This is a genomic window from Ferroplasma sp., from assembly GCF_031200575.1.
GTDB lineage: Archaea > Thermoplasmatota > Thermoplasmata > Thermoplasmatales > Thermoplasmataceae > Ferroplasma.
Window position 1 is genome coordinate 596,955 of the sequence record NZ_CP133597.1, and the last position, 12,730, is coordinate 609,684.

Annotated in this window: 11 protein-coding genes; 4 read left to right on the forward strand and 7 right to left on the reverse strand. The window is 40.1% G+C overall.

Annotated elements, in window-relative coordinates; translation table 11 throughout:
• The first annotated feature begins 2 nt into the window (after nt 1–2).
• On the forward strand, nt 3–467 hold the full coding sequence (locus RE471_RS03375) for a DUF1641 domain-containing protein (protein WP_309215375.1): 465 nt from the start codon (nt 3–5) through the stop codon (nt 465–467).
• Here the strand turns inward: RE471_RS03375 and RE471_RS03380 are convergent.
• From RE471_RS03380 to RE471_RS03405, 6 genes are read right to left on the reverse strand one after another with little or no spacing between them, the layout of a single operon-like run.
• The gene (locus tag RE471_RS03380; RefSeq protein ID WP_309215376.1) at nt 459–1,721 is read right to left on the reverse strand and encodes a hypothetical protein; all 1,263 of its coding nucleotides are present in this window, start codon (nt 1,719–1,721) and stop codon (nt 459–461) included. The two genes, RE471_RS03375 and RE471_RS03380, sit on opposite strands and share 9 nt — an antisense overlap.
• A 5-nt stretch (nt 1,722–1,726) precedes the next feature.
• On the reverse strand, nt 1,727–2,893 hold the full coding sequence (locus tag RE471_RS03385; protein WP_309215377.1) for an AAA family ATPase: 1,167 nt from the start codon (nt 2,891–2,893) through the stop codon (nt 1,727–1,729).
• Nucleotides 2,894–2,944: 51 nt separating this feature from the next.
• Nucleotides 2,945–4,150 (reverse strand): mechanosensitive ion channel family protein, encoded by a 1,206-nt coding sequence (locus RE471_RS03390; RefSeq protein WP_309215378.1) that lies wholly within the window; start codon nt 4,148–4,150, stop codon nt 2,945–2,947.
• Complete coding sequence (serS, locus tag RE471_RS03395) at nt 4,150–5,484, reverse strand: serine--tRNA ligase (protein WP_309215379.1); 1,335 nt, start codon at nt 5,482–5,484, stop codon at nt 4,150–4,152. Before serS ends, RE471_RS03390 begins: the two co-directional genes overlap by 1 nt.
• 57 nt (nt 5,485–5,541) lie before the next feature.
• Complete coding sequence (gene dph5 / locus RE471_RS03400; protein ID WP_309215380.1) at nt 5,542–6,306, reverse strand: diphthine synthase; 765 nt, start codon at nt 6,304–6,306, stop codon at nt 5,542–5,544.
• A gap of 2 nt (nt 6,307–6,308) precedes the next feature.
• Nucleotides 6,309–7,514, reverse strand: a complete 1,206-nt coding sequence (locus RE471_RS03405; protein ID WP_309215381.1) for an enolase — start codon at nt 7,512–7,514, stop codon at nt 6,309–6,311.
• Between the two features lie 164 nt (nt 7,515–7,678).
• Between RE471_RS03405 and lonB the strand changes: the two genes are divergently transcribed.
• Nucleotides 7,679–9,652, forward strand: a complete 1,974-nt coding sequence (gene lonB / locus RE471_RS03410; RefSeq protein WP_309215382.1) for an ATP-dependent protease LonB — start codon at nt 7,679–7,681, stop codon at nt 9,650–9,652.
• Nucleotides 9,642–10,064, forward strand: a complete 423-nt coding sequence (gene cgi121, locus RE471_RS03415; protein WP_309215383.1) for a KEOPS complex subunit Cgi121 — start codon at nt 9,642–9,644, stop codon at nt 10,062–10,064. Before lonB ends, cgi121 begins: the two co-directional genes overlap by 11 nt.
• Here the strand turns inward: cgi121 and RE471_RS03420 are convergent.
• A complete protein-coding gene (locus RE471_RS03420) occupies nt 10,054–10,944 on the reverse strand; it encodes a carbohydrate kinase family protein (RefSeq protein ID WP_309215384.1) in 891 nt (296 codons plus the stop codon). The genes cgi121 and RE471_RS03420 overlap by 11 nt on opposite strands.
• 192 nt (nt 10,945–11,136) lie before the next feature.
• Between RE471_RS03420 and RE471_RS03425 the strand changes: the two genes are divergently transcribed.
• A complete protein-coding gene (locus RE471_RS03425) occupies nt 11,137–12,726 on the forward strand; it encodes a hypothetical protein (protein WP_309215385.1) in 1,590 nt (529 codons plus the stop codon).
• The last annotated feature ends 4 nt before the right edge of the window (nt 12,727–12,730 follow it).

Below are 12,730 nucleotides of genomic sequence, written 5' to 3' on the forward strand. Positions count from 1 at the left end.
TTATGAACGGAAATGATGATTTATTAAAGGATAATGAGTTAGAGTCTGCACTTGAGAACAATATGGATGTTGTTCTTGCATTTCTCAGGTTAATGGAAAGGTTGAAGGCAGCCGGGCTTGTGGAGGCGCTGGATTATATAAGCAGTGATGTGATTCCGGACAACCTGGCATTTTTCGCAAGGGCATTTACATCAAAGGATATGCTCGAAACCATATCAAAATCTGGAAATACACTGATTTCAGCCCTATTCCTGCTGTCCAACAGGGAAATGTCAGATATGATAAAGGCTATCTCGTTCAATAGCCAGGGCATTGCTGAGGCAGTTCGTGAAGGAGCATCTGGGTCTCACCCACTTTCTGTGCTTAAAATAATGGGAATGCTCAAGGATCCGGAGGTTGCAGCGGGGTTAAATGCAATGATTTCCGGACTGAAAGCCTTTGGAAATGTGCTTAAAAAGTTAGACTGACCTTGCAAGCTCCAGGAGCTCAAGGGCTCCGGACTGGTTTAATTTTGCGTCCATGTACGAGGTGCTTATCTTTTTCAACCCTTCATTATATCCATTTATCATTACCGTTATGAGTTTTGTTGTTGAATCCTTCCTGAAAATATCATCTGTATTTACGCGGTCCTCCCCATCAGTGATAATTATGATGGTGTTTGTTTCATCTGCTATATGCCCCTTCTCAAGATCCATTAATGCCGTTTTCAAAGCACACTCTATGCAGGTCCCCTTGTTTGCCTCAACAGTAAGTATATTGTCAACTATGTCCAGCGGACTGTAAAGGAGGTCATGGGGCTTGTTATCAAAAAACCTGAAGAAGTACTTCCTTCTCTTGCTCCTGGCTATCCTGAACAGTGCAAGGGCAACAGATCTGGACCACAGTGTTTTATCGCCTTCATACATACTTCCACTTTTATCAAGAAGTACATAGTATGCACCGGGGCTCAAAAGCCGTTTCTCTTTCCCGGTAAAACCGTTGATTATTTTGGAGTAAAATATTTCATCAGGCATTGCCAGTTCCCTGGAAAGGACATTTGATATGTGCCTGGTCTTGTAATACCCGGCAAGTTCACCTGTATTTGAATATGCCCGCATTTTTTTTGTATACCTGGGCATTATGTCAACGAGTTTATTTGCCATTGTAAGTATCTTATCTGCATTTTCCACATTCATTGCCCTGTCGGTCAGGTCAATTAGGCTTTCTACAGATAATCCCTCCTTCTGCCCTGTGGATCCTCCAGGCGTTCTGTCCTTTACTATTTTTTCAATTTCATGCGCGGTTTCCATCTTCCTCGAGGCGTCTTCCATGGATTTTTCAACTGTTTTCGAGTTAAGTGACGGATTTGAATTCCCATTCCTGTTCATATTCTTTTTTGCATTGCTATTAAGCTCTTTCATAAAATTTATGCTGTAAAGCATTGATAGCCTGTCATTGAGCATGGAATATGTTTTCGCCTGATTAAAGTCCTTGGTTTTTGTCATATATTCCATTTTGAGCCTGACACTTTCCATAAATTCATTTTTATTCCTGGTTCTGCTAACTCCCGTAATACCTGAATAGAACAAAAAGTAGAGGTCTGCTGCTGCTGTCTTTATCTCCTCTGCCGTATTCCGGTCAAGATCTATATTTACGCGCCTTACAAGCCTCTCCATGGTAATTCTGTAGACCGTGCTGTTTTCCGGTATGCCTGTTATATTGCTTTTAGTGGAATCACCCATTAAAATCATCTTCCCTTAAGTTTTTCATATCGTTCCCCAGCAAAGTTGAGAGATGAGTTTATCCTGTTTACAATATCCTTATGGTATGGTGATTTGTCACTCCCAAGATCGAACTTCATCTTTTCAAGCTTCTTTATATAAATCTCAAGAAGGCTCAGCTGATCTAGGACAACGTTGTATGGTGAGTTCCTGTTTATAGCATCTTCTGTGGCCTGTATCAGGGATTTTGTTTCTTCCATGGTGGTCTCAGCCTTCTGTACGATCTCTGATTTGTTCTCAAGTTTCGAATCAATTATGGCTGCCTCTATTTTAGGTTTGTAATCCTCGCTATCTGCACTGTACCGAAGTGCCATTGCTATATCATTCCCTGTAATTACTTTAGAGTTCATCAATATGCTGAAAGCAGATGCAATCTTCAAGAGTTTTATTTTCCTTCTATCGCTGAGTATTACATCATTTTCCTCCAGCTGGAACAGAGCTTCCATGTATCTATCTATAACGTCAGTGCTCATGCTCCTGAGATGATTTAGCCTTTCCACTGCCTCAGTCTGAAGGTCCCTCACCTCCTCTATGCTTATAAATGGTTTTTCTTCACCTTTCCTGGCTTCCATGTTTATGCCCCTATCAAGCAGGTCCCTGAGAATAGTTCTCTCTACATAACCATGAAATACCTTTATGGGGTATCTATCATAGAGTGCCATATCCTCTTCATCATCAGAAATTTCATTGCTTGCAGAGTAAATGCCCAGAAGATCAAGATCCATCATTACACCCCCGTTGGGAAGCCTGCGGTTCAGCATTATATCAAGCAGTGTATTTCTTATGGCTGAACTGGCCTTGAATATCTCATCCAGAAATACTATATTTGCATCGGGCAGCTTTCCTGTTATTATATTTCTGTACTCACCGTTTTTGAGAGCATTTATGTCTATGGGCCCAAGCAATTCTTCCGGCTCAGTAAACTTTGTTAGCAGATAGTAAAAATAACGGGCGTTCATAAGCTTGCTCATTGTGTCTATTATGGACGTTTTTGCCGTGCCTGGTGGGCCAACCAGGAGGGTTGGTTCTCCAGATATCAATCCAGCAAGTACACCGTTTATTACATCTTCCCTGCCCACAAACATATTTGTAAGATAGTTCTGTACCTCAAAAATTTTGTTGATGCTTTTCATTCTTATAACAAATTAAAACAATGTTTTATAAAGTTTTGCCAGGTAAACAATTTACTGTTTTTCATTACTTGGTTTACCGCCATCTGGCTTTTTGTCCTCTGTCTTCGGCTCGCTTTCTTTTTTCAATTCACTGTATGCCTGCTCGAAGGCTAGATTCGTTTCGTTTATGGTTTTCTCCATGGTTCTTCCGGATAGTTTAACCTTTGCAAGAAAGACATTTGTTCCTGCCCCCCTTGTCAGAAGTATTATCTCTGTATCAGGTAGCAATTTTCCAGTTTCTTCAATTAATTTTTCAGACGGAACATCAGAATTCAGTGTTACTGTAACCGGATAAACTATCTCTGATCCTTCATACATTGAATTTGGCCCCAGAACATTGAATTTTGATTTTATATCCCAGTATGCCCCATCGATTGCCATATTCGCCCTGGCAGTTTTCTCATTTATTTCCGTAACCTCATTAAATGATATCAAAGCCTCGAATGTATTGCTGACACCGTTTTTGCTGGAAAGGAAGAATTTCATATCCTTAAGGTCATCTCTTGCATTTACCTCTTCCAGTATTTTGTCAGCCGGAACATCGGCCTGTGCAGTTATGTTCAGTGGATAAACATAATTGCTGCCGTTATTTCTGAACTCAGTTATAACACTGTTTCCAAGTATTTCAGAATTTGGCAGGTATATTACATTGTTGTCCTTTGTCAGTATCTTTGAAAACAGAGTTTTAACATCTACAACTTTTCCTGTTGTCTCTATGCTCCATACCCATGAATTGACTGATATAACCTCCCCGAATTTTATGGTGTTGGAAGATGTTGCAAATACACTGGAAAGAACATTGGAGGCGACCGTCTGCACGGCAAGGCCCAATACCACACCGCCTATTGCACTCCCTGCCAGTATTCCTGTAACGCTCACATGGAACGCGCTCATCACCAGAGCAAGTATTATTATATAAAAAATAATTCTAACAATCAGTGATATCCCATAGAGCCCACGGTTGGTTTTTATCAGCACCTCCCTGAGGTATTTGATAAAAGACCCCACTACCAGCAATCCAATTATCAGTATAATTACTGCATGTACGGTCTCTACTACGAATACTTCGTAGGATTTATACTGTGGTAGAAACATGTTTATGAATAGGTTCGCAAGAAAACCGGAAAGTATTGCCAATACTACTCCTATTATGACCTCTGATACTATTTTTAATATCTGATCCCTTCTGGCGGCAAGATTTGATTTAGTTTTTGACATTATTTTACCTCCATAGATATTTCGCTGAAACCTGTGTATGGTACTAGAACATCAGGAACCTTTATACTATCCTCCTCCTGGAAATTTTCCATTATTGCAACAAGTACCCTTTCCGTTGCAATTGCAGTACTGTTCAGTGTATGTACAAATTTATTTCCATCCGGGGTCCTGTATTTTATATTAAGCGACCTTGCCTGGTAATCCGTATCATTAGATGCTGAAACTACCTCTCTGAATTTCCCCTGGGAGGGATACCAGACCTCAATATCGTATTTTTTCGCTGCAAGGCTTCCCAGATCCCCTGAACATATATTTACAATTCTATATGGCAGCCTGAGGCTTTTATAGATATCCTCTGCATTGGATACAAGCTCATTGAAGTAATCCCAGGATTCTTCAGGCCTGCAGTAAACAAACTGCTCTATCTTGTTAAACTGGTGAACCCTGAATATGCCCTTGGTATCCTTTCCATGTGCACCCGCTTCCCTTCTGAAGCATGGTGAAACGCCGCTAAGCCTCAATGGCAGCTCACTTTCCTCCAGGGTTTCACCGGCAAGCATTGATGCAAGTGGGTGCTCAGCAGTTGCAATAAGATAAAGGTCATCCCCTTCTATTTTGTACAGCGCATCCTTGAATGTCTCTATATCTGTAGCACCGGACATGGAGGCATAATTAATCATAAAAGGCGGCTCCATAACCGTAAAATTTCTCTGGGAAAGAAAATCAACTGCATAATTAATAAGGGCCAGTTCAAGCTTAAATAGGCGGTTTTTCAGGAAATAAAATCTGGAGCCTGCTATTTTACCGGCTCTCTGAAGATCGGCGAGATCGTATCTTTCCATGATCGTTTGATGGTCAACGGGCCTGTTTTTCAGTATCTCGTAATCTGTGGCACCCATACTGTTCTTTTTAAAATAATCCTCATCCTCGCTGAATACCATTGCATGCCCGTAATATTTTACAATTTTACTATTATCATCACCGGAACAAACCGGCACATCATCTGCCAGAAGGTTAGGTATGAGGCGCACCAGTTCATTCCTGCGGTTTTCTATGATTTTCTGTTCCTGCTCAATACTGCTGATTTTCTCGTTAATTTCCCTTACATTATTTTTCAACTTCTCAGTTTCATCATTACCTGACTTTACCATTTCTGAAATATGAAGACTTATGGTATTTTTTTCATGTTTGTAGTCATTTATAACCTTAAGGTTCTCCTTCCATTTTGAATCAAGAGTGAAAAATTCATCAAGGACATTCGTATCAAAGCCCCTGGCTCTGCATGAATCGTAGAATATTTTACTGTTGGACCTAAGAAGTTTTATATCTATCATTATCTCAACCTTTGATATTAATATAAGAATACTATATGTTTTTTATGATATATATTTTTATAATTCCACGCTGGAGAAAACATTAAGGAATTCCATTTCCTTGTCATTCAAACTGGCGGGTATGATTATTGATGCAGGTGATCCCTCAGGTTTGGTTTTGATAATGTTGCCTATGCAGGAATTTATTATTTTTTCATTTTCAGATGCTATGCCTATCCCCACAATTACTTTAGTATTATCGCTTATCATTCCCCTTTTTCTCTTTTCTTCCATTCCTTCCAGTGTCAGCAGGGCCTGATACACGGGCATGGTCTTTCCATTTGCCAGGTCCAGCAGAAGCAGTGTGTGCATATTATTTGAATAATTTAAATAGATTTTATCGTAGACACTTACAGGAAAGAAATTTTCATATACAAATGGCATGGAAACTATGTTGCCGAATCTGTAGTTAAACAATCCTGTCTTAGAGGTGAAGGCTGTGATAATTGAGGCATTTTCAAATACATTAACTTTAATTCCAAGTTTTTCTGCTTCGAGCCTGATTTCATTATGTGTTGTAGCTGAAAGTGCATCTCCGGTAACCAGGAGAGTTACATTTTTATTTTTGGCCTCTCTTAATATTTCTGTGCCGGTTTCAATAAATTCTCTGTTTGCCTCAGCCAGTGTGCCTTTGCATACAATCTTTAAAGAGTCGAATGTAGCTTCCGGAGAAACAGATGTATAGGTTTCAAAATAAACTATATCAGATTTCTGGAGAATTTCTAACTCCTCAACTGTTAGGCTTTTAATCCCCCTTAGTCCTAAACCCATTATATTCAGCATTTTTATACCAGATCTTCTTCAAGCCTTATGACTTCATTAAGTTTCGCCAGCCTTTCTCCCCCTATTGTTCCAGTTTTTATGAATCTGGAATTGAACGCTACTGCCAGAGACGCAATGAAATCATCTGTAGTCTCTCCACTTCTATGTGAAACCACGGTGTCCATGGCATTCTTTGTAGCCAGTTTTACTGATGTAACTGTGTCTGAAAGGGTGCCTATCTGGTTTACCTTGATCAGCACTGCGTTAGTGGATTTCATTTCTATGCCCTTCTGGATCCTTGATGCGTTGGTGGTATACAGGTCATCGCCTACTATCAGGGCGTTCTTACCTATACTTTTAGTTATCTCTGCAAAACCTTCAAAATCGCTATCATACAGTGGGTCCTCTATGTAATAAAAGCCGTGGTCCCTGTTCAATGAGATCGCATAATCAATCTGTTCATCCCTTGTTTTTATAGACTTTTTGTAATGGTACTTACCATTTTCATGGAATGAATCAGCTGCGAAATCAACTCCGAGATATATTTTAACCTTATTTTCAGAGGATATCTCTCCAGCTGCCGCCTTCATTATTTCTATTGCTTCCTCATCTGAAACATCTGCAGTCCATGCCTTTTCATCTCCCAGGCCCACGCTCTGCCCCTTGAGCTTTTCAGATAATTTTTCCCCTACCCGTCTATGGACCATTATGTTGTAAAAAACAGAATCATAGAATGTCTTTCCCTGCGAGGATACCAGAAATTCCTGAATGGTGGTACCATTCTTTGAGTGTTTTCCACCTCCTATTATATTGCCCATGGGGCGTGGTATTGCAGGATTCAGGCCACCAACATACCTGTATAATGGTATCTCCAGATAGTTGGCCACTGCCTTGGCATTTGCCATGGAAAGTGCTGTGGCAAGGTTTCCACCCATAGCTGAGAAATCATCTGTTCCATCAAGTTCATGTAGCAGCGTGTCAAATCCTTCCTGATTTATAGCATTAAAACCATTCAGGGAATTTTTTATATGTTTGTTGTAAAAATCCACACTTTTATCAATGTCGTTCTCAGGATACGCCTTAACCTCTGTTTTTCCGGTACTGGCACCTGCCGGGGCAGAGGCCGTTCCAGATGCATAATTCAAAAAAATTGTTGCCTCAATTGTGGGATTTCCCCGGGAATCAAATATCTTTGTAATTTTCGAATCGACTATTTCTATATCTTCCATGTGTTGATAACGTTACAGAAAATATATATTTATTGATTGGTCGCATGTTAACACATGAAAATAATAGAGAATTACACAGAGCCATTGAAATGCGTCCTATTATAAACATTAACTAGTTAAATGGGTATAGGAAAGCTTAATTATTAGGATTAGATAATGATAACGTGGACGCTAAAGATGATGATGTTGAAGAATGGGTGTCTAATTTAGGCATAAAAAGCACCAAGGAGATTGAGGTTCCCAAACTTCTTTTTAACCAGGTCATCGGGCAGGAGCATGCCGGTGAGGTTATAAAAAAGGCAGCAATGCAGAAAAGACACGTGCTGTTAATTGGCGAACCTGGTACTGGTAAGTCCATGCTTGCCCAATCTATGGTTGATTTCTTACCTAAAGAGGATCTCGAAGATATACTATGTTTCCCGAATCCAGAAGATTCAAATAAACCAAAAATCAAGACCTTCCCTGCAGGCAAAGGCAAGGAAATATTAAGGCAGTATCAGATAAAGGCTGAACGTGAAAAGAAGGATAGATCCAAAAGCCTGTTGTTTATCGTTTTGTCCATAATTTTACTGGGTGCAATACTTGCAATATATCTATGGATAAGTGGTTTACAGGGAACCGCAATAGAGATTTTATTCCTTGCCATTATAGGCGCAGCATTCCTTTATATAATCATGGCAATGAATCCAGCAGCCCGTATGGAAAGGGCCATGGTTCCAAAGTTGCTTGTAGGGCATAATCCCAATGATAAACCACCCTTTATAGATTCTACAGGTGCACATTCAGGTGCCCTTTTAGGGGATGTTAGGCATGACCCATTCCAGTCTGGTGGGCTGGAAACACCTGCCCATGAAAGGGTAGAAGCTGGAAATATGCAAAAGGCTGACAAGGGTGTTCTGTTCATTGATGAAATCAATCTTCTGAGGCCAGAGGATCAGCAGGCTTTATTAAGTGCCATGCAGGAAAAACGTTTCGCAATATCAGGACAGAGCGAGAGGAGCGCAGGTGCAATGGTACAGACGGAGCCTGTTCCATGTGATTTCGTGCTTGTGGCAGCTGGAAATCTTGATGCAATAAGAAACATGCATCCGGCTCTAAGATCAAGGATAAGGGGATACGGTTATGAAGTCTACATGAATGACACCATGGAGGATAGTGATGACAACAGAAAGAAGGTTGTCCAGTTTATAGCCCAGGAAATAGCCAAGGATAAAAAAATACCTCCATTTGATTCCGGTGCAATCACTGAGATACTGAAAGAGGCACAGAAACGTGCTGGCAGGAAGGGTAGATTAACATTGAGGCTCAGGGAACTTGGTGGACTTGTCAGGGTTGCTGGGGATATAGCAGTAACAAACAAGCAGGTTATAGTTACAGCAGATGATGTAAACCAGGCAAGGTCACTGAGCAAGCCAGTTGAACAGCAAATAGCAGACAGGGCCATAGAGGTCAAGAAACTGTATAAAATGTTCACCGGAAGCGGAAGTGCAATAGGAAAAGTTAACGGGCTGGCTGTTATGGGTTCCTCTGACATGTCAGATTTCACCGGGGTTGTTATGCCCATAGTCGCTGAGATAACACAGGCACAGCATCCGCATAACGGTATGGTATACGCAACAGGCAAACTTGGTGAAATAGCCAAGGAAGCAGTGCAGAATGTTTCTGCTGTCATCAAAAAGATCAGTGGCAAAAATGTTGCAGACGTGGATATTCATATACAGTTTATAGGAACATACGAAGGTGTAGAGGGGGATTCGGCAAGCGTCTCCATAGCTACAGCCGTTATATCATCCCTTGAATCCATTCCCGTTGATCAGACAGTTGCAATGACAGGTTCACTCAGCGTTCGTGGTGATGTCCTGCCCGTAGGCGGAGTTACCGCAAAGGTTGAGGCTGCAATTGACACAGGTCTTTCAAAGGTCATAGTTCCTGCATCCAATTTCAACGATATAATACTGGACGAGGCACACAAGGACAAGATCCAGATTATTCCGGCTACAAGAATAGAAGACGTTCTTGAAAACGCTCTTATTACCGGTCCTGAAAAAGATAAGTTCCTTCAAAAAATAAAGGATCTGGTAAACCCCGCTAGCGATATCAAAAAGCCCGTTCAGAGAAGGGGCACAAATGTTGCATAAAATTTCCTATTTTTCCTTAAATAAATTTGATGAACATTTTTTTGATTTCTTTAAGAATAATCATGGACTTTTTCAACTGATCGATGCCAGCACTATTATTTCTGAGGTTCAAATAATAGAAGCTATAAGAAAAACTGAAAGGTATATATCATATAATGAAAAGATAAGGTTTCCTGGGACAGTTCTGCTGATGTACATTGCAGGTACAAACCAGATAAATGTGGCAATAAAAAAATGCGGGATAAATGAAAAAACTAAGCGGGGAATTGCGGTATATTCAAACCCCGAAGACTTAGATACAATAACAGGCATGGGTTACATAACCACAACAGATAGATTCCTGCCATTTGATGTAACCGGACATGATTTTCAGGTATTTTCAGAGATGGCAAGAGTGGATTTTACACTTTAACAGCTGAGAGAATATCATAAATTGCGCCGTAAGGAAGATGAAACTGGCTGATCGGATTTTCTATGGCCTTGGCTGCTGTAATATTCCCAAACTTTATGGCCTTTTCCAGTTCTATTCCCCTGTACAGGGCAGCATAAAGTCCCGCTCTAAAGGAATCCCCAGCCCCAATTGTGTCATTAATGGTTTCAGGCCTGTATGCAGGTATTCTCAGACTCTTGCCATTCTGGATCAGTACAGCACCCTCTGAACCCTCCGTAACAATTACATCATCTACAGTTCTATTGATATCGTATTCATCCATACCAGTCATTTCTTTGAGATGTTCAAATTCCTTCCGGTTCATGATCAGCATGCGGCTGTGCTCAACCATATATCTTGCTGTTTCAGCCGAATATGTATACCAGATTTCCTGACCAGGATCAAATATAATATCTGCTGATTTTTCCCTCTCTATTATTTTCATATACTCTTTAACAGGACCGGTACCTATGTTGATATGCTTATAATTTCCATATTGAAAATTCGAGGATGGTTTCCAGTCATTCATTGGTCCCTGGAACATATAAGCTATCTGCTCTCTCCCATCTGAGGGGATATAGCATACAGGACCCATTGCATCTGGTACTATGTCCACGTGGTCAGTACTGATGCCAAGTTCCTTAAATTTTTCGATGTATTGGAAATGTGTGGATCCACCCACTGAAGAGTACAGATCGAATTCAAGGCCAAGCGAATGGGCCACATAGGCAAAGTTGCCTGCTGTGCCTGCAAATTGCTCTTTCAATCCTGTAACGCCCCTGGCCTCTCCAGGTTTTGGTAGAGAACTTACACCTATATTTACGTCAATATTGAGATGACCGAAATAGGCTAAAAATTTCATTAACCTGTAATTATATGATTGTATATAATAATTCATAGAACCCGGTTAAAGATGAGGTAATTTTTATGCAAAAAGGTGAAAAATATTTTTCCAGGTAATATATAAGTTCATACGAAACATTTATAAGTATATGTAGTATTAATTCTATCATTGAATCATAGGGTTTTGCTGGCAATGGGAATTAGTGCAATTATGATAATTATGGTATTTGCAGGTGCTAATATAGCATATCCAGAATATCACCCAGTGGATCGCCTTATAAATGGGCAGGGAAATCAGGGAAATAATACAACATCTCATGGAACCCATCCTGTACCCTTTTCAAACAGGAATTATACCCTGAGTGGGAATATATCAAATCTTTACAACGGGCTTCCAGTTCATGGAACTCTTATAATAAAAAATTCTACGATGTCCAGAGAGCTGAATTATAGTAAGAACGGCACATTCAGCACAGTCCTGCCCGGTGGAAGTTACTCAATAACTTATTCTTCTCCAGGTTTCAGCAACTACACCACATCTCTCTATCTGAATAAAAATACTACAGAAAATCAGGCTATCACACCGGCCCCCAGTATTGGTACTGGTGTTTATAATATCGGTAGCCTGGGCTCTATAGCCTCTAACAGCGTTAATATTTCGAATACAGTACCTTATTTGAGCAATAAAAGCATTCCGTCCAGTACCGGTAATAATAGCATAAATTCAAAATATAAAACGAATATAACACTTAATCTTGGTAAGGGCTTGGCCTCCAAGCAATTTGTGGCATTAATCGAGCAGAATGCTGCTGTTTACCAGTATTCAGGGTTTACCAATAGTAGTGGTGAGGATAATATAACGCTTGGCTATTCAGGGAATTACACCATAGCAGCATATACCCTTTACTATAATTCCAGTGCCATTAGATACAATACGGCAGGTGGGTCAGGGGTCATAAATTTCCATATGGTAAAAAGGCAAACATATAATGAAACTGTAGAGTTAAGCAGCGATTATTTATTAAATGGAAGTGCGGCTGTCAATAGCTCAACACTGAATGCTTATGGTGGCGTTTTTTCCCTGCAGCATACAAACATTACCTCAAATTCATCAGGAACCTATTATAACTATTCAATTCCTTCAGGTATGTATAGATTTTCCTACACAAATCCATACTTTGTTGGAAAATCATTTACCCTGAATGTTACCCATAGTGGTTATTCAAGAGAAACCGTGAAGGCCTATATAATATCCGTAAACATTACCGATAATACAGGGTTTTCATATTCTTATACACTGTCAGGGATTCAATACAGCAATGGCGCCCACAGGGCTTACGCAGGGTCTAACACCTTAAATATAAATATCTCAGGAAGAATTATTGATACAAAATATATCTATTTAGCCCCGGGTACCCCTTATTACGGCATTAACCTAACCATAAACAACAATAATTTTACCCTGAGTGGAACTGAAAATTATAACAGTGGAAAAACACTTTATTTGAACTATACCGGCATTGCCACTAATAATAGCCTGATATCAGGAATGGAGCTGAAAAATATAGACTTCAATGGCAACACCTCATATGCCAAAGTTATCCAGGGCTCTAATGTGACAACTGTTTATGGTTCGATGAAAAACTACGAATTTAACCTGAAGGCTCCATTTGTCGCATCATCAGGGTCAATTACAGTTGAATTTAATATTAATAATACGGATGCAGGTGAATCAGGGGTAATGCAGCTTTATGTTCTGGCCTATACGGTAACTGGAATCGGGACTTATGGTTCGGAGTGATTTA

What these genes read in the sequence shown, in the direction of transcription:
- serS (WP_309215379.1), bottom strand. Translation starts at nt 5,484, where the DNA reads ATGATAGATATAAAACTTCTTAGGTCCAACAGTAAAATATTCTACGAT.
- RE471_RS03385 (WP_309215377.1), bottom strand. Translation starts at nt 2,893, where the DNA reads ATGAAAAGCATCAACAAAATTTTTGAGGTACAGAACTATCTTACAAAT.
- RE471_RS03375 (WP_309215375.1), top strand. Translation starts at nt 3, where the DNA reads ATGAACGGAAATGATGATTTATTAAAGGATAATGAGTTAGAGTCTGCA.
- RE471_RS03405 (WP_309215381.1), bottom strand. Translation starts at nt 7,514, where the DNA reads ATGGAAGATATAGAAATAGTCGATTCGAAAATTACAAAGATATTTGAT.
- RE471_RS03425 (WP_309215385.1), top strand. Translation starts at nt 11,137, where the DNA reads ATGATAATTATGGTATTTGCAGGTGCTAATATAGCATATCCAGAATAT.
- cgi121 (WP_309215383.1), top strand. Translation starts at nt 9,642, where the DNA reads ATGTTGCATAAAATTTCCTATTTTTCCTTAAATAAATTTGATGAACAT.
- RE471_RS03380 (WP_309215376.1), bottom strand. Translation starts at nt 1,721, where the DNA reads ATGGGTGATTCCACTAAAAGCAATATAACAGGCATACCGGAAAACAGC.
- RE471_RS03420 (WP_309215384.1), bottom strand. Translation starts at nt 10,944, where the DNA reads ATGAAATTTTTAGCCTATTTCGGTCATCTCAATATTGACGTAAATATA.
- RE471_RS03390 (WP_309215378.1), bottom strand. Translation starts at nt 4,150, where the DNA reads ATGTCAAAAACTAAATCAAATCTTGCCGCCAGAAGGGATCAGATATTA.
- dph5 (WP_309215380.1), bottom strand. Translation starts at nt 6,306, where the DNA reads ATGCTGAATATAATGGGTTTAGGACTAAGGGGGATTAAAAGCCTAACA.